Source organism: Arthrobacter sp. FW306-06-A (assembly GCF_021870055.1).
Lineage (GTDB): Bacteria > Actinomycetota > Actinomycetes > Actinomycetales > Micrococcaceae > Arthrobacter.
This window is the reverse complement of sequence record NZ_CP084552.1, coordinates 3,901,510-3,918,397: the sequence shown is the minus strand read 5'-3', so window position 1 is coordinate 3,918,397 and position 16,888 is coordinate 3,901,510. Positions and strand designations below refer to the sequence as shown.

Below are 16,888 nucleotides of genomic sequence, written 5' to 3'. Positions count from 1 at the left end.
CTTTCGGGGAGTGATGGGGTTAGTTGCCGCCGAGCGCCAGGAGCGCATCGACCTTGGTGACGCTGCGGACGGCCAGTGCTGCGGCGGCCAGGCCCAGGGCAACGATCCCGACGACGGGAAGCACCGTGGTGCCCGCGTTCAGTTGGAACGGGGCGGCCTGCGCGGCAAAGAAGCCGCCGGCAACGCCAACAGCTCCGCCGACGGCTGCCCCCGCCACCAGGACGATGGCGGCCTGGGTCATGGCGTCCCGGAGGATGTAGGAGCTGGGCGCGCCCATGGCTTTCAGGACGGCGATGTCACGGGTCCGCTGGATGGTCCAGACGGTCAGGAAGGCCACGATCACCAGAGCGGATATTCCATAAAGGAAGGCCTGCATCAGGGTGAGGGAACCGTTTTCGCTCTTGAAGGAGCCCAGTGCCTGGAAGGATCCGGTGCGGGACTGACTCACCGTGTGAGCCGCGGCGTTCCCGGCGGCCTCATCCACTGTGGCACCGTCCGCATAGGTGATGGCGACAACGGTAGCCGGCTGGCCGCCGTCGGACACGTGCGCCGCCTTGGCCCACGCCGGCAGCGCCGTCCATACGACGCTGGTGTGCGCGTACCACTGGTCCGGCACCACGGCGGCCACGGAAAGCTCCACGCCGCCCAGGGACACCTTGTCCCCTTGGCCCACCGACAGCGCCTCCGCTACCGAGGCACCCACAGCGGCCGTCCCGGCGGACACCTCCACGGGCGCCAGCGGACTGCCGGGCGATACGCCGAACACCGCCACGTTCGCAGTGCCTGACGCGTCCGCCGATTGCGCCCGGGTCTGGGTGATGCCCAGCGGCTCGGCGGACTTGACGCCGGGCTGGTCGTTCCAGCTGTCCACCTGGGCAGCCGTCACGGAGCTTTCCGTATAGGACGCCTTCGGTGAGCCGGAACCCGGGGCGCCAAAGGCGATGGCGTCCACCGGCTTGGCGGCTGATGCGCCAAGCTGCCCGATGGCGGACGTCGACTGCTCGGCGAGCCCCGCGGTCAGCCCGGACAGCATGACCAGCAGGAGGGTGATCAGGGCTACGACGCCGCCCATCATGGCGAACCGGCCTTTTGCGAAGCGGATATCGCGGATTGCCAGGAACACGTTGTTTCTTCTCTCAGCAGGGGTGGTTTGTTCTGTCCTTCCACTCTCCCGGGGGCACCCCGCGCGGGCATCGCGGGGATGGTTGATTGGCGGGAATGGAAGGGTTGAGCTGCGAGTCAACCTTTCGGTTGATTCCCGCTTGGACCTCCCGGCATAAGCTGGTGAGATGCCTGCCACGCCCCCGCCGCCAACATCGGAGACGGCCCGGTCCGGCGGATTCCTGGGCGCACTGGAGAACGCATCGTCGGCGGCCATCCTTCGGGTCCTGCGGGTCACCCTGCACACCGGGTTCGCCGTCCTGCTGGCCGTGGGTTTGGTGCGGATGCTGATGGCCGGAGGTTCGCTGCGCTGGGTGTGGTCGGGCGCCGCCGTCGTCCTCGCTGCCGTCTACCTGACCGGCACGGTCCTGGAAAAGAGGCACGCGGAAGACCGGATCACGTTCAACCCCGGCCGCTACGGCCTGCTGTGGCTGGGCCTGGTGACGGCCCTCTGGGCGTTCCTGCTCGCCGGAAGTGCCGACTTCGCCTGGCTCGCCTTTCCCATCTTTTTCCTGCACCTGCACCTGCTGCCGCGGCGGCCAGCGCTGCTGACTATTGGGCTGATGACGGTGGCGGTGATCGCTTCCCAGTGGGCCGTCAGCGGTGCCCCGGCGCCGCATGCCGCGGCTGTTGTGGGGCCCGTGCTGGGGGCCATCTTCTCGGTGATCACCGGCCTGGCCTACGCGGCTTTGTACCGCGAGGCCGAGAACCAGCGGCGTGCGGCGGACGAATTGCGCCGCACGCGGGAGGAGCTGGCGCGTTCCCAGCATGAAGCGGGCGTGCTGGCGGAGCGGGCGCGGCTGGCCCGGGAAATCCACGACACCCTGGCGCAGGGCCTGTCCAGCATCGTGCTGCTGGGGCGGGCGGCGGAACAGTCGCTCGCGGACGGTGATGCCGCCACCGCCTCTGGCCGGCTGGCACTGGTGCAGCAGACCGCGGCGGACAACCTGGACGAGGCGCGCAGCTTTGTCCGCGGCCTGTCCTCGCCCCAGCTTGAAGGCAGTTCGCTGGTCGGGGCCCTGCGCCGGCTCTGTGACAAGACGGAGGCTGCCGCGTCAGCTTCCGGAGCGGCGCTGCACTGCCGGCTGGAGGTGGACGGCGAGCCACAGGAGCTGCCCCAGTCCGTCCGCGTCACCTTGCTGCGCGCGGCGCAGGCGAGCCTGGCGAACGTCCGCGAACACGCCCGGGCCGCCACCGCCGTCGTCAGCGTCGCCTTCCTGGGCAGCGAGGTGACCATGGACATTTACGACGACGGCGCGGGCTTTGACCCGTCAGCTCCGGCAGGTGCCTCGGGCGCAGCCGACGGCAGCGGATACGGACTGCGCTCGCTGAGGGAGCGCATCGCGGCGCTGAACGGCTCGCTGGCCGTGGAATCGGCGCCGGGCGAGGGCACGGTGGTGGCCATCCGGCTGCCCTTGGCGGAACTGCCTGTGGAGGAACAGTGAGCGAGGTGCGCGTCCTGCTGGTGGACGACCATCCCGTGGTCCGCGCCGGACTGCGCGCTATGCTCACGGGCTTTGACGGCATCTCGATTGCCGCGGAAGCAGCTGACGGCAAGGCTGCGCTGAGGGAACTGGCACGGCTCACGGCCCTGGGCGAGGCGCCCGACGTTGTCCTCATGGACCTGCAAATGGGGGAGGGGATGGACGGTGTCACAGCCACTGCCGAGATCCGGAAGCTCGCAGTGCCGCCGCCGGTGCTCATTCTCACCACCTATGACACCGATGCGGACATCCTCGCGGCCGTTGAGGCCGGGGCGAGCGGCTACATGCTGAAGGATGCCCTGCCGGAACAGCTGCGGCAGGCAGTCCTGCAGGCCGCTGCCGGCGGCACCGTGCTGGCCCCCCGCGCTGCCGCGTTGCTGATGGACCGGATCAGCAACCCGGGCACCTCCCTGACCCCGCGCGAAGTGCAGCTGCTGGAGCTGCTGGCCACCGGCCTGTCCAACCGGGCCATCGCCAAGCAGGTCTTCATCTCGGAGGCCACCGTGAAAACGCACCTGGTGCACATTTACGGGAAGCTCGGCGTGGACAACCGGACCGCTGCCATCGCCGCGGCCACCCAGCGGCGGATCATCCGGCCGCCCGGCGCCAAGGGCTGACTGTCGATAGGTCGCGACGGCGGGGCCCGGCACCCTGCCGCGTCCCGCCGTCGTCCATCACCTGGGTGGCGCGCACGGCCCTACCCTGCAGTAGGTTTATGTCACTGCCCTTCAGGTGCCATTGCCCGTCAGGTCTCACTGTTCAAAGGAGAACGAATGTCCCGTCCGGTTCCACCCGTTGATGCCCTTCTTGCCACCTATGGTGCGGCAGACGCCTGCGCGGCCGACCTCCTGTGCGACAGCCATGACCCCAGCGCCGTCGCCTTCACCGTGGTTGCAGCCGATCTCACCGCGGAGGACATTACTTACGGCGAGCTCCGGGAGCGCTCGGAGCGGGGGGCCGCCGCCCTGGCGGAGCTGGGGATTGGCCCGGGCGACGCGGTGGCCACCCTGATGGGAAAGTCCGCGGACCTTGTGGTCATGCTCCTTGCCATTTGGCGGCGCGGAGCCGTCCACGTCCCACTGTTCACGGCATTCGCGTGGCCGGCCATCGAACTTCGACTCACAGCTTCCGGCGCAAAGGCCGTGATTACCGACGCCGACCAGCGGGTGAAGATCCAGGAGACCGCGGCCGCAGTCGTGGTTGTAGGTGCAGAAGCAGCCCAGCCGGACCTGGCACTCACGCCGCTCCTGGCCAGGCAGCAGCCGGGTATCGCCTCCGAGGCTGTGGGTGGTGACGGTGCACTGGTGCTGATCTTTACGTCCGGAACCACGGGCGCCCCCAAGGGGGTACCGGTGCCGGTCAGGGCGTTGGCGGCGTTCCGCCAGTACGTCGAACTGGGCCTGGACGTCAGTGAAGAGGATGTTTTCTGGAACGCCGCAGACCCCGGCTGGGCGTACGGCCTGTACTACGGCATCCTCGGGCCCATGGCGGCGGGGCGGCGCAACCTCCTGCTGCATGCCGGATTCTCCCCGGAACTCAGCTTCAAAGTGTTGGAGGCATTTTCCGTCACCAACTTCGCGGCGGCTCCCACGGTGTACCGCACCATGCGCGCGAAAACCGAGCCCGGAACGGGCCCTTTTGGCCTTCGGCGTGCCTCGTCCGCCGGCGAACCGCTGACCCCGGAGGTGATCAGCTGGGCGCGGGAGGTACTGGGTGTTCCGGTGCGGGACCACTACGGACAGACCGAACACGGGATGATGATCATCAACGCCTGGCATGACGACGTACGGACAGAGCTGAGGCCGGGTTCCATGGGCCGGCCCCTCCCCGGATGGAGCTGCGCGGTGCTCAAGGACAACGCGGATGAACCGGCTGCGCCGGGTGAACTGGGCCGGGTTGCCGTCAACGTGGCCGAAAGTCCCATGATGTGGTTTAAGGGGTACCAGGACGCGCCGAAGAAGACCGCCGAAAGGTTCAGTCCGGACGGCAGGTGGTACCTGACCGGCGACGCGGGCATGGTGGACCAGGACGGCTTCTATTTCTTCTCCTCCCGGGACGACGACGTGATCATCATGGCCGGCTACCGGATCGGCCCGTTCGATGTGGAGAGTGTCCTGGCCACCCATCCGGCGGTCCTGGAAACTGCCGTGGTAGGTGCCCCGGACGAGCTGCGCGGCGAAGTACTGGAGGCCTACGTGGTCCTGGCGGAGGGAACCACGGGCAGTGATGCCCTGGTGGCCGAGCTCCAGACAATGGTCAAGACGCAGTTCGCCGCGCATGCCTATCCGCGCCGCATTCACTTTGTAAAGGACCTGCCAAAGACGCCGTCGGGCAAGCTGCAACGCTACATCCTGAGGCAGCAGCGGGTCGCGGAGCTCGGCAAGTAGCAGGACAGGAAGGAACGACGATGGGCAGAAACTTCCGGCCCTTCCGGAGCCTTTTGCTTTGGGGCCTGTTAGCGTGGAGGCCCAGCCACAGAAGGAGGAGCGATGACCATCAATTCACCTGATTCACTGCCTGAGGATGAGCCGCAGGAGGGCTCGGCAGCGGGCAAAGGCAATGCCGACGGCGGGATCCCCGGTGGGAAGGACGGCATCGGGATTTCCGATGGCGCCGCGCCGAACACTTTTGAACCTGAAGAGGACCCGGACGCTGCGGCCGATCCCGCCGACTAACGGCGCGAAAATGACGGCTCAAGGTTGGATCAAGATTCGCCCAAGGTGTGGGGTTTTGGTCCAGACCCAACCTACTGGCCGGTAATTTTTAATTGCTTCCACGTCAGTTCCCCGGCAGGAAGCACTAGGAGCCCCCGCGCTGGAGCTAGACTCGCGCGGGGGCTCCCCCCAAAACTGTTGCTTTGGTTTTAGTTGGCGAATTTCACCGGATTGAAGTGCTCAACCACCGGAAACGGCTCGTAGAAGCGGTGCAGCAGCGTGCGCCACTGCTGGTATTCGGGAGATTCGCGGAAACCTACCGTGTGGTCCTCCAACGACTCCCATTCGACGAGGAGCAAATAGGTGTTGGGGGTTTCGACTGATCGGGACAGGGACAGCGAGACGAAGCCCGGCATGGAAGCAATGATGGGGCGGGCCTGCTTAAAAGCGGCTTCAAATTCCTCTTCCTGGCCCGCAATGACAGGCAGAAGCGCATGTTCAGTGATCACCGGCCAAGTCTGGCAGATGGGCGCGCCCACGCCCCGCTAATCGGTGCTGATCCAGTACCGGCGCTTGCCGTTGCGGGTGTCCTCGTACTGGCCGCCGTTCTTCTCGATGGTTGCCCGGGAGCCGGCGTTGTCCTCATCGCAGGTCAGCAGGACTCGCTCGATCCCCAGCGCCCGTGCCAGGGGAAGTGCGTCAGCCAGCGCCTTTGCGGCGTGGCCGCGGCGTCTCGCCGAGGGCCTGACGCTGTAGCCGATGTGCCCGCCTTCGTTGAGGAGGTAATGGTTCAACTCATGCCTGATGGCGAGGGATCCAACGAAAGTGCCGCCGTCGACCATCCAAAGGTAGGTGCAGGGCACGTAACCCGGCTTCCGCTCAGTCTCCGGCAGGGCATCTTTGACCAGGGCGTCGACGAAGCGGGCAAACACGCGCGGATCCTTGAGTTCTTCCAGCGACCAATCTTCGGCGCCTGCCCCGTCCAGGTGGGCTCCTTGAAACTCCGCCGTTCCCTCCAGCCAGGAGGAGTGGAGGGCAGGGTCCGGGACGATGAGTTGAGCCATCCCAGAATCCTATGCCGCCGCTGGGGAACACTTGTTGCCGGGAAACGATGCCCCGGCGCCACCTGCTCGCGGACGTTGCCCATGGCCGGTACTATCGGCCCGGGACCCATTTCGCGGTCAGGAAGGGGGGACGATTAGTGGGCGGCACTCACTCAACAACGGCGGCTCTCATGGAACCGGTTGGGCGGGACGGGTTACTGCGGGACTACGGCTTGGCCACCCGGATCGACGAGGCCCCGCTGGTCAACTCTCCTGAACTGTCCGGCGAGCCCCTTGAGAATCTCGTCGAGCTCGCCACCAGACTCTGCGGCATGCCGTACGGGGTGATCAACGTTGTCACGTCCGACGAGCAGCGCCAGGTGGCCGCCGTCGGAATTGATGCCGGTATTTGTTCCCGGCAGGACTCCATGTGCTCCAAGGTCTTCCTTTCGGGGGAGGCCACCGTGGTTCCGGATGCCTCCATTGATCCGCGCTTCGCGGCTAACCCGTTTGTGACCGGGGAGATCGCCGCCGTCCGGTTCTATGCGTCCGTGCCGCTGGAGACGGCGTCTGGGTTCGTCATCGGGTCCTTGTGCGTCTTCTCCAATTCGAGTGCCTCGCTCAGCGATGAACAGCAGGAAATGCTGGAAATCCTGGCCCGCCAGGCGGTGCAGCTGCTCGAACTCCAGCGGCGCACCCTGCAGTTGAACAGCGCCCTTGAAGAACTGCGGGAAAGCAACGCCAAGCTGGCGGAATTTGCCGGGCGCGTCAGCCATGACCTGCGCAGCCCCCTCACCACCATTCTGGGTTACGTGGAGTTGGGCGAAGACGATGTGGAAAGCGACCACCCCGCTGCAGAATACCTTCAACTCATCGGCGCCAGCGGCAACAGGATGCTGGCCATGCTGGAGGACGTACTGCATTACTCACGCATGGGCGGAGGCCTTCAGCGCCAGCGTGTTTCCCTGCAGGAAGTAGCGTCCGAAGTGGCCGGCGATCTGGGCCTGTCCTATGGGGCCGACGGTGTCCTGGACAGCGAGGACTTGAAGCTCCATGTGGACCATGGCCAGCTGCGCATCCTGCTGCAGAACCTGGTAGCCAATGCCGTAAATTACCAGAGCCCCGACCGGGACCTCAAGGTGCGGATCAGCGGGATCTCGAACTATCACGGAGCCACTGTCCTGGTGGCGGACAACGGCAAGGGCATAGCGCCGGCGGACAGGCAGCGGGTACTGGAACCTTTGGTCCGGCTGCACCGGGAAGGGGATGGGCAGGGATCCGGCCTTGGCCTGGCCATCTGCCGCCGCATAGTCGAAGCACACGGCGGTGAGCTGACGCTTAAGGAGACCCCGGGCGGGGGAACCACCGCGGTGATCAGCTTCCCCGGCTGACCAGTTTGGGATTTTAACTAGCCCGGGCCGGCCGCAGAGTGCGGCCGGCCCGGAGCTTGCGTCAAACGGATTAGTTCAGGTCGAAGCGGTCCAGCTCCATGACCTTGGTCCAGGCAGCCACAAAGTCGTTCACGAACTTCTCCCGGGCGTCCTCGCTCGCGTACACCTCAGCCAGTGCGCGCAACTGCGAGTTGGAACCGAAGACCAGGTCCACGGGGGTGGCGGTCCACTTCAGCTCACCGGTGGCAACGTCGGTGATGTCGTAGACGTTTTCCTCCGACTCGGAGGCTTTCCACTTGGTGCCCGGCGAGAGCAGGTTGACGAAGAAGTCGTTCGTCAGGACCTGCGGCTGGTCCGTGAGCACGCCATGGTTGGAGCCGCCCACGTTGGTGCCCAGCGCACGCATGCCGCCCAGCAGTACCGTCATCTCCGGTGCCGAGAGGTCCAGCATGTACGCCTTGTCCAGCAGGAGGGTTTCCGGCGGAAGCTTCAGCCCGGGGCGCAGGTAGTTGCGGAACCCGTCGGCGCGCGGCTGAAGGTACTGGAAGGATTCGACGTCGGTCTGCTCCTGTGCTGCGTCCGTGCGGCCCGGACGGAACGGCACCGTGACGGGGAACCCGGCGTCGGCTGCTGCCTTTTCCACGGCGGCGGCGCCGCCCAGCACGATCAGGTCCGCGAGGGAAACCTTCTTGCCGCCGGACTGTGCCGCGTTGAATTCCTCCTGCACCCGCTCGAGCACCGGAAGTACAGCAGCCAGCTGCTCCGGCTCGTGTGCCTCCCAGCTGCGCTGCGGCTCCAGACGGATCCGCGCCCCGTTGGCACCGCCGCGCCGGTCCGTCTTGCGGTAGGTCGCCGCGGATGCCCAGGCCGTGCCGGCCAGCTGCGGGACGGTCAGGCCGGAGTCGAGGAGTTTCGCCTTCAGCTGGGCGATGTCCTGCTCGTCGATCAGGTCATGGTCGACGGCGGGAACGGGGTCCTGCCACAGCTGCGGTTCCGGAACCCACGGGCCCAGCATGTGCGGGCCAACGGGGCCCATGTCGCGGTGCAGCAGCTTGTACCAGGCCTTGGCGAAGGCCAGTGCGAATTCGTCCGGGTTTTCCAGGAAGCGCCGGCCGATCTTCTCGTAGGTGGGGTCGAAGCGCAGCGACAGGTCTGTGGTCAGCATCGTGGGGCGGTGCTTTTTGTTGGGGTCGTGCGCGTCCGGGATGATTTCGGGGCCGTCCTTGGCAACCCACTGGTGGGCGCCGCCGGGGCTCTTGACCAGTTCCCACTCGTACTCGAACAGGATCTCCAGGAAGCGGTTGCTCCACTGGGTAGGAACGTCCGTCCAGGTGACCTCCAGGCCGGAGGTGATGGTGTCGCCGCCCTTGCCGCTGCCATAGGTGCTGAGCCAGCCAAGGCCCTGCGCCTCAAGGTTGGCGCCCTCAGGCTCGGGGCCCACGTGCGCATCGGCGGGGCCGGCGCCGTGGGTCTTGCCGAAGGTGTGGCCGCCGGCGATCAGCGCAAAGGTCTCCTCGTCATTCATCGCCATGCGCTTGAAGGTCTCGCGGATGAAGGCCGCGGCGGCCACTGGGTCCGGGTTGCCCATGGGGCCTTCGGGGTTGACGTAGATGAGGCCCATCTCGGTGGAACCCACCTCGTCGGACATCTGGCCTTCGCCGACGTACCGCTCATCGCCGAGCCACGCGTCCTCAGGTCCCCAGAAGATCTGCTCCGGCTCCCAGACGTCCTCGCGGCCAAAGGCGAAGCCGAACGTCTTGAAGCCCATTGACTCCAGGGCAACGTTGCCCGCGAGGACCAGCAGGTCGGCCCAGGAGAGCTTCTGGCCGTACTTCTGCTTGACCGGCCACAGCAGCCGCCGGGCCTTGTCCAGGTTGGCGTTGTCCGGCCAGCTGTTCAGCGGCGCGAACCGCTGGCTGCCGTCCCCTGCGCCGCCGCGGCCGTCGTGGACGCGGTAGGTGCCGGCGGCATGCCAGCTCATGCGGATCATCAGGCCGCCGTAATGGCCGAAGTCCGCCGGCCACCAGTCCTGGGAGGTGGTGAGGACCTCAGTGATGTCCCGCTTCAGTGCGTCAACGTCGAGCTTCTGGAATTCCTCGCGGTAGCTGAAGGAGGGGCCCAGCGGGTTGCTTGCCTGGCCGTGGGTGTGCAGGACGGAGAGGTCCAGCTGGTTGGGCCACCAGTCCTGGTTGGTCCGCGGGCGGTGCCCCTTGGGCTGCGGGGAATCGATCGCCGGGTTTTCACTCTCACTGCCCTGGGCGGTGGCACTGCCATGGGCCACCGGGCACCCGCCCTCAACCTTCTGGTCCAGGCCCTGGGCGCTCCCGGGAGTGGGGACCGGAGGATGGTCTTGGGGTTCGGTCATGTGCTTTTTCCTTCCGTTGGGCCGAGGCCGCGGTTGGACTCGGGCAGCCGGTGCAATCCTCCTATTTGAACATGGACCTGTGACAGCGCAAGTCACGCCTACGCCATGGGTGAAACCGCTGGTCATCGTCCCCGCGGAACCCACCTGGCAAAGACACTTGTGAAGCTGTTGGCGGGCAGGGAAGGAATATCCGTCGGACGCTGCGGCTTGTCGCCAGTGGGCTGTCTTTGCCCCGTGTCCCGGCGTGACGCAGCGCGCGGGCCTCCGCCAGAGCGTGAGGCCGTGCTGACGCGCGGACACACCAGCACCTAAACCAAGAGGAGCACTATGACCATCGGATCAGGAACAGCAGCGGGCAGCGGCCGGACAGCCCTGGTAGTAGGGGCCACCGGTATTGCAGGCTCCGCCCTGGTGGACACCTTGGTTGGTGAAGGCTGGGAGGTCCTCGCTTTGTCCCGCAGGCCCGGGCCGGAGCGCTCCGGTGTCAGGTGGCTTTCCGCGGACCTGACCTCAGCTGACTCCCTGGCAGCTGTGCTTGGCCCGGAGAACCCCTCCCACGTCTTCTTCACCGCCTGGTCGCGGCGCGCCACTGAGGAGGAGAACATCGCCGTCAACGCCGGCATGCTGCGGGATCTACTCGCGGCACTGCGGGGCAAGAAGGTGGCGCACGTTGCCTTGATGACCGGCCTCAAGCACTACCTCGGACCCTTCGAGGCGTACGCCGCCGGTGAAATGCCGGACACGCCGTTCCACGAGGAGGAGCCACGGCTTCCGGTGCGGAACTTCTACTACGCGCAGGAAGATGAGTTGTGGGCCGCGGCGGAGGAACAGGAATTCACCTGGTCCGTGCACCGCGCCCACACCGTTATTGGGCACGCCGTGGGCAATGCGATGAACATGGGCCTGACGCTCGCCGCGCAGGCCACCCTGTGCCGGGACAGCGGGCAGCCGTTCGTCTTCCCGGGATCCGAAACCCAGTGGAACGGCCTCACCGACATGACGGACGCGGGCCTGCTTGCCGAGCACATGCTCTGGGCCGCCACCACTCCCGCGGCCGCCAATGAGGCCTTCAACATCGTCAACGGAGATGTGTTCCGCTGGCGGTGGATGTGGCCCCAGCTCGCCGCCTACTTCGGAGTGGAGTGGGAGGGATACCAGGGGGAGCCCCGTCCGCTCGAAGGGTCCATGGCGGGGCGGGAGGACCAGTGGCGGCGGATTGCCGCGGAGAACAACCTTCGTGAACCGGACCTGGACCGGGTGGCGTCCTGGTGGCACACCGATGGCGACCTGGGGCGGAACATCGAGGTGGTGACGGACATGGGCAAGAGCAGGGATGCAGGCTTTACGGGCTACCGGCGGACGCTGGACGCCTTTACCTCACTGTTTGACCGCTACCGCGCCGAGAATCTGATTCCTTGATCACCCGGTCGCGGCCGGCCAGCAGGCCCATCAATGCCAGCACCGCCATGGCGCCGGCGGTGGCGAGCAGTGGAAGCGTCCACTCCGCGGTGGCGTCGTGGAGTGCGCCGAACACCACAGGCCCCGCGGCGCCAAGCGCGTAGCCCACGGATTGGGCCATGCCGGACAGCGATGCTGCCTGCGGGTGGTTCACGGTCCGAAGGCTGAAGAGCGACAGGGCAATGACGATGAGGCTCCCGCACCCCAAAGCACCCAGGACAACCCACAGCAGGATGAGTTCCGGCGCCAGGGCCAGCCCGAGGAAGGTCACGAACACCAACATCCCGCTGGCAAAGGAAACCAGCCGTTGGTCTGATCCCCGGTGCAGGACACCGCCCGTCCCCAGGCTGGCGAACACGCTGATCAGCAGGAAAACGGATAGGTGCAGGCCGGCAGTGGTGGCGGGGATCCCACGGCTTTGCTCGATGGTGGGCAACCAGGCCATGAGGACGTAGAAGGCAATGGACTGCAACCCCATGAAGGCGGTCACCTGCCAGCCCAGGGCTGAACCCCAGGGCGACCGGTAGGCGGCGTCGGGCTTTCCCGATTGCCGCGTGCCTGCCGTGTGCCGGCGAAGCCAGGGCAGGAGCACCGCCATGGCGATGAGGGCCAGCCCCGCCCAGACTCCCAGGGCGAGCCGCCATCCTGCCGGGGAGGTCTGTGCCACGGGTACGACGACGGCGGCCCCCACCGCTGCGAAGGCGGCCTGGGCAGCGGTGTAGCTTCCGGTGACCTGGCTGACCCGCAACGGAAAGTCGCGTTTAACGAGGGAGGGCACCAGGACATTGAGGAAGGCAATGGCCACGCCGATCAGGATTGTGCCGGCCCAAATAAAGCCGGGCACAGGCAAAGAGCGAAGCACGATGCCCGAAGCGAGGATCAGCAAGGACACCCACATTGCCCGGTCCAGTCCCAGGCGTGAAGCGAATCCGGGGGCCCATGGCGAGAAGACCGCGAAGGCGATAAGCGGGAGCCCGGTGAGGAAACCTGCTGCGGCACTGGACAGGCCAAGATCGCTGCTGATATTGACCAGGACCGGCCCCACGCTGACAAAGGACACCCGAAGGTTGACGGCGATGAGCAGGACGCCGATGAAGGCCATTCCGAATCTCGCAGTGCGGTGTGGGGCGTTTTGTGTGGCGGCAGGCATCGTTGGTTCTTCCATCATTCGGTGAGGTGGCGCGTTCTTGGCGCCCTTTCAGTTCTCTCCCACTGACGTACCCACCGGCGGCCCCGAATCTCCCGCCGGGCCGATGAATACGCCGTGGGAGAACTGCCGTTTTTCCCAGTCAACTGGCAGGATCAACGGCCCTTTCCGGACGTACACTGACCTTCGCACCACGTTTGTGGACACTCCGTCAGGTGAGGGCTCTGCCTATGCTCTGGAAGTTGCTTGTCGAATACCTCCGGCCGCACCGGCCGCTGCTGGCCGCCGTCGTGGTTTTCCAGCTGGCGCAATCCATCGCGTCGCTGTACCTGCCCACGCTGAATGCGGACATCATCGACCAGGGCGTGGCCCGGGGCGATACCGGCTACATCCTGTCCACGGGCAGCATCATGCTGCTGGTCACGCTGGCGCAGATCGCCTGCGCCGTCGTGGCCGTGTACTTCGGCGCCAAGGCTGCCATGGGCTTGGGGCGGGACCTGCGGGGCGCCATCTTTGAACGGGTGGGGCAGTTCTCCGAGCAGGAAGTCACCCGTTTCGGCGCCCCCAGCCTCATCACCCGCTCTACCAACGACGTCCAGCAGGTGCAGCAGCTGGTGCTGGTGTCCGCCACGCTCATGGTTGCCGCGCCCATGCTCAGCATCGGCGGCGTGATCATGGCCATCCGGCAGGACGCCCAACTCTCGTGGCTCATCGCGGTGTGCGTCCCGGTGCTGCTGATCGCCGTCGGCCTTATCGTCACGCGGATGGTGCCGCTGTTCCGCAAGATGCAGGCCCGGATCGACACCGTGAACCGCGTGCTGCGCGAGCAGCTCACCGGCATCCGCGTGGTGCGGGCGTTCGTGCGCGAGGACGTGGAGACGGAGCGGTTCGCCGGCGCCAATACCGACGTCACCGACGTTGCCCTCCGCGCCGGCCGGCTGATGGCCCTGATGTTCCCCACGGTGATGCTGGTCCTGAACGTTTCCAGCGTGGCGGTGATCTGGTTCGGGTCGTTCCGGATAGAGGACGGGTCCATGCAGGTGGGCACCCTGATCGCGTTCCTGAGCTACCTGATGCAGATCCTGATGTCCGTCATGATGGCTACCTTCATGGCGGTGATGATCCCGCGCGCATCGGTGTCCGCGGACCGGATCGGGGAGGTGCTGGGCACCAGTTCAAGCGTCCTGCCACCGGAGAAGCCGCTCACCAGCGCCGTCCGGCGGGGTGAGCTTGAAATGCGCGACGTCGGATTCGCCTACCCGGGTGCCGAGCATCCGGTGCTGCAGGGCATCAGTTTCACGGCCCGTGCGGGGGAGACAACGGCGATCATCGGCAGCACCGGTTCGGGCAAGACCACCTTGGTGAACCTGATGCCGCGGCTCTTCGACGTCACCTCCGGGGCGGTGCTGATGGACGGCGTGGATGTCCGGGACCTGGACCCGGACCTGCTGTGGGGGCACATCGGCCTGGTGCCGCAGAAGCCCTACCTGTTCACCGGAACCGTCCGCAGCAACCTGCTGTATGGCAATCCGGATGGCACGGAGGAGGAGCTGTGGTCAGCGCTTGAGATCGCGCAGGCCCGGGACTTCGTGGAGCGGATGGAGGAGGGGCTGGACGCGCCTATTTCGCAGGGCGGCACGAACGTTTCGGGTGGCCAGCGGCAGCGGCTGGCAATCGCACGTGCCCTGGTGAAGCGGCCCGAGCTGTACATCTTTGACGATTCCTTCTCGTCCCTGGACACCGGCACGGACGCCCGGCTGCGCCAGGCGCTCAAGCGCAACATTGCGGGGGCCACCATGGTGGTCATCGCCCAGCGCGTGTCCAGCATCGTTGATGCGGACCAGATACTAGTGCTCGACGACGGCAGGATCGTCGCGCACGGAACGCACCACGAGCTGCTGGAAAGTTCCGATACGTACCGCGAAATTGTTTCGTCCCAGCTGGCAGCGGAGGAGACGGTATGAGCGCACATCGCCCGGGCACCCCTCCCGCACCCGGCACCAAAGCCGGGCCCGCCGCCGGACCCGGCCAGGCCGCCGTCGTACGCATCCCAAGGCCGCGCGGCGGCCCCGGCCACGGCGGACCTTTTGCCGGGATGAACGTGCCGGCGGAGAAGGCGATGAACTTCGGGGGCTCCGCCAAACGGCTGCTGGGCACCCTGCGGCCGGAACGTGCCTGGCTTGTCCTGGTGCTGCTGATGGCCGTGGCGGGCGTGGTGCTGCAGGTGATCGGGCCGCGGCTGCTGGGCGAGGGCACCAACCTGATCTTCGCCGGGGTGGTGTCCAAGCAACTGCCGCCGGGGATGACGCAGGCGCAGCTGATCGCCATGCTGCGCGCGTCAGGGGAGAACCAGAAGGCGGACATGCTCAGTGCCATGACGCTGACGCCGGGCGCGGGGATCGACTTTGGCGCGCTGGCCGGCGTGCTGACATGGGCGCTGGTGCTCTATGTGCTGGGGTCGGCGTTCATGTGGGGGACGGCGTATGTGCTGAACGGCGTGGTGCAGCGGACGGTCTTTGGGCTGCGCGAGCAGATTGAGGCGAAGATCAACCGGCTGCCGCTGCGGTACTTCGACTCGATCCAGCGCGGCGAGCTGCTGAGCCGAGTGACCAACGATGTGGACAACATTTCGCAGAGCCTGCAGCAATCCATCAGCCAGGCGGTGACATCGGTGCTGACGGTGCTGGGCGTGCTGGTCATGATGTTCATCCTGTCGCCCACGCTGGCGCTGATAGCGCTGGTGACCATTCCGCTGACGCTCGGGATCACCACGCTGATTGCCAAGCGCTCGCAGAAGCTGTTTGTTCAGCAGTGGACCAATACCGGCGAGCTCAACGGGCAGATCGAGGAGACCTACACTGGACATGCGCTGGTGAAGGTGTTCGGGCGGCAGCGCGAGGTGGGGGAGCGGTTCCGGCAGAAGAACGCGGAGCTGTATGAGGCGAGCTTCGGGGCGCAGTTCATTTCCGGGCTGATCATGCCGGCCATGACGTTCATCGGGAACCTGGTGTACGTGGGGATCGCGGTGGTGGGCGGGCTGCAGGTGGCGTCCGGGGCGATGCAGCTGGGCGATGTGCAGGCGTTCATCCAGTACTCGCGGCAGTTCACGCAGCCGCTGGCGCAGCTGGGGTCGATGGCTAACCTGCTGCAGTCCGGGGTGGCGTCTGCAGAGCGGGTGTTTGAGTTGCTGGATACGGAGGAGCAGTCGGCGGACCCTGCGGGGGCTTCGTTGCAGAGCCCGGATGGTGCTTCGCGGGGGCGCCTGGTGTTTGAGGACGTGTCCTTCTCGTATTCGCAGGACAAGCCGCTGATTACTGGGCTTTCCTTGGTGGCGGAGCCCGGGCAGACGGTAGCCATTGTGGGGCCCACTGGGGCGGGCAAGACCACGCTGGTGAACCTGATGATGCGGTTCTACGAGCTGGACGGCGGCCGGATCACTCTGGATGGCGTGGACATCACCACCATGACCCGGCACGACCTGCGCTCGCGGATGGGGATGGTGCTGCAGGATACGTGGCTGTTCGGCGGGACCATCCGGGACAACATCGCGTACGGGCGGCCTACGGCTTCTTCCTCCGAGGTTCTGGAGGCCGCGCGGGCGACGTACGTGGACCGGTTCGTGAAGTCCCTGCCCGACGGGTACGACACCGTGCTGGACGACGAAGGTTCCAACGTGTCCGCCGGTGAGAAGCAGCTGCTGACGATTGCGAGGGCGTTCCTGGCACAGCCTTCTGTGCTGATACTTGACGAGGCGACGTCCTCCGTGGATACCCGGACCGAGGTGCTGGTACAGAAGGCCATGAGTGCGCTGCGGTCTGACCGGACGTCCTTTGTGATCGCGCACCGCCTGTCCACGATCCGCGACGCCGACCTCATCCTGGTGATGGAGGCCGGCCAGATCGTGGAGCAGGGGACGCACGCTTCACTGCTCGCCGCCGGCGGGGCTTACGCGCGGCTCTACGAGGCCCAGTTCGCGGCGCCGGTGGCGGAGGTTTGACCTTCCCTTTTCTGTATAAGGGTTTGCAGCCAGAGGATCTGTTCGGGCCCGGAACTGGCATAGGTATCGGAATCAAAATGTCGTACCCTCCTGCGATGCTTTGGTTATGGAAACCAGGGCTGTTCTGAAAAGTGGAGGCGAGGCCGGGATGGTCGCTGCCGCCACCTCCCTGACCCGGTTGGTAGGCG

The 16,888-nt window shown here is 66.4% G+C and carries 13 protein-coding genes; 8 read left to right on the top strand and 5 right to left on the bottom strand.

Annotated elements, in window-relative coordinates; genetic code table 11:
• Window positions 1–19: 19 nt before the first annotated feature.
• On the bottom strand, window positions 20–1,123 hold the full coding sequence (locus LFT49_RS18350) for an ABC transporter permease (protein WP_237429009.1): 1,104 nt from the start codon (window positions 1,121–1,123) through the stop codon (window positions 20–22).
• A 166-nt stretch (window positions 1,124–1,289) separates the two neighbouring features.
• Between LFT49_RS18350 and LFT49_RS18345 the strand changes: the two genes are divergently transcribed.
• The 4 genes from LFT49_RS18345 (at window position 1,290) to LFT49_RS18330 (ending at window position 5,320) form a co-directional block, all read left to right on the top strand.
• Window positions 1,290–2,606 carry a sensor histidine kinase gene (locus LFT49_RS18345; protein ID WP_237429008.1) on the top strand — a complete coding sequence of 439 codons (1,317 nt, stop codon included), beginning with the start codon at window positions 1,290–1,292 and terminating at the stop codon, window positions 2,604–2,606.
• Complete coding sequence (locus LFT49_RS18340; protein ID WP_272912526.1) at window positions 2,603–3,262, top strand: response regulator; 660 nt, start codon at window positions 2,603–2,605, stop codon at window positions 3,260–3,262. The genes LFT49_RS18345 and LFT49_RS18340 overlap by 4 nt, the downstream gene beginning before the upstream one ends.
• 156 nt (window positions 3,263–3,418) lie before the next feature.
• A complete protein-coding gene (locus LFT49_RS18335; RefSeq protein WP_237429007.1) occupies window positions 3,419–5,032 on the top strand; it encodes an AMP-binding protein in 1,614 nt (537 codons plus the stop codon).
• A gap of 102 nt (window positions 5,033–5,134) precedes the next feature.
• Window positions 5,135–5,320 carry a hypothetical protein gene (locus LFT49_RS18330; protein ID WP_237429006.1) on the top strand — a complete coding sequence of 62 codons (186 nt, stop codon included), beginning with the start codon at window positions 5,135–5,137 and terminating at the stop codon, window positions 5,318–5,320.
• A gap of 188 nt (window positions 5,321–5,508) precedes the next feature.
• Here the strand turns inward: LFT49_RS18330 and LFT49_RS18325 are convergent, their stop codons facing one another.
• Window positions 5,509–5,808 (bottom strand): antibiotic biosynthesis monooxygenase family protein, encoded by a 300-nt coding sequence (locus LFT49_RS18325; RefSeq protein ID WP_237429005.1) that lies wholly within the window; start codon window positions 5,806–5,808, stop codon window positions 5,509–5,511.
• Window positions 5,809–5,844: 36 nt separating this feature from the next.
• Complete coding sequence (locus LFT49_RS18320; RefSeq protein ID WP_236799746.1) at window positions 5,845–6,363, bottom strand: GNAT family N-acetyltransferase; 519 nt, start codon at window positions 6,361–6,363, stop codon at window positions 5,845–5,847.
• Between the two features lie 170 nt (window positions 6,364–6,533).
• On the opposite strand from LFT49_RS18320, the gene LFT49_RS18315 reads away from it, so the two are divergent.
• Window positions 6,534–7,733: a GAF domain-containing sensor histidine kinase gene (locus tag LFT49_RS18315; RefSeq protein ID WP_237429004.1), complete on the top strand. Its 1,200-nt coding sequence runs from the start codon at window positions 6,534–6,536 to the stop codon at window positions 7,731–7,733.
• A gap of 70 nt (window positions 7,734–7,803) precedes the next feature.
• Here the strand turns inward: LFT49_RS18315 and katG are convergent, their stop codons facing one another.
• The gene (katG, locus tag LFT49_RS18310) at window positions 7,804–10,098 is read right to left on the bottom strand and encodes a catalase/peroxidase HPI (RefSeq protein ID WP_237429003.1); all 2,295 of its coding nucleotides are present in this window, start codon (window positions 10,096–10,098) and stop codon (window positions 7,804–7,806) included.
• Window positions 10,099–10,425: 327 nt separating this feature from the next.
• Here katG and LFT49_RS18305 point away from each other — a divergent pair, with 327 nt between their 5' ends.
• Window positions 10,426–11,517, top strand: a complete 1,092-nt coding sequence (locus LFT49_RS18305) for an SDR family oxidoreductase (protein WP_237429002.1) — start codon at window positions 10,426–10,428, stop codon at window positions 11,515–11,517.
• On the opposite strand, the gene LFT49_RS18300 is transcribed toward LFT49_RS18305, so the two are convergent.
• Window positions 11,471–12,706: an MFS transporter gene (locus LFT49_RS18300; RefSeq protein WP_236799742.1), complete on the bottom strand. Its 1,236-nt coding sequence runs from the start codon at window positions 12,704–12,706 to the stop codon at window positions 11,471–11,473. The genes LFT49_RS18305 and LFT49_RS18300 overlap by 47 nt on opposite strands.
• Before the next feature lie 227 nt (window positions 12,707–12,933).
• Here LFT49_RS18300 and LFT49_RS18295 point away from each other — a divergent pair, with 227 nt between their 5' ends.
• Together LFT49_RS18295 and LFT49_RS18290 are read left to right on the top strand one after the other, a co-directional pair.
• Entirely contained in the window at window positions 12,934–14,667 is a 1,734-nt protein-coding gene (locus LFT49_RS18295; RefSeq protein ID WP_237430553.1) for an ABC transporter ATP-binding protein, read from the top strand.
• Complete coding sequence (locus tag LFT49_RS18290) at window positions 14,664–16,700, top strand: ABC transporter ATP-binding protein (RefSeq protein WP_272912525.1); 2,037 nt, start codon at window positions 14,664–14,666, stop codon at window positions 16,698–16,700. The genes LFT49_RS18295 and LFT49_RS18290 overlap by 4 nt, the downstream gene beginning before the upstream one ends.
• Window positions 16,701–16,888: the final 188 nt, after the last annotated feature.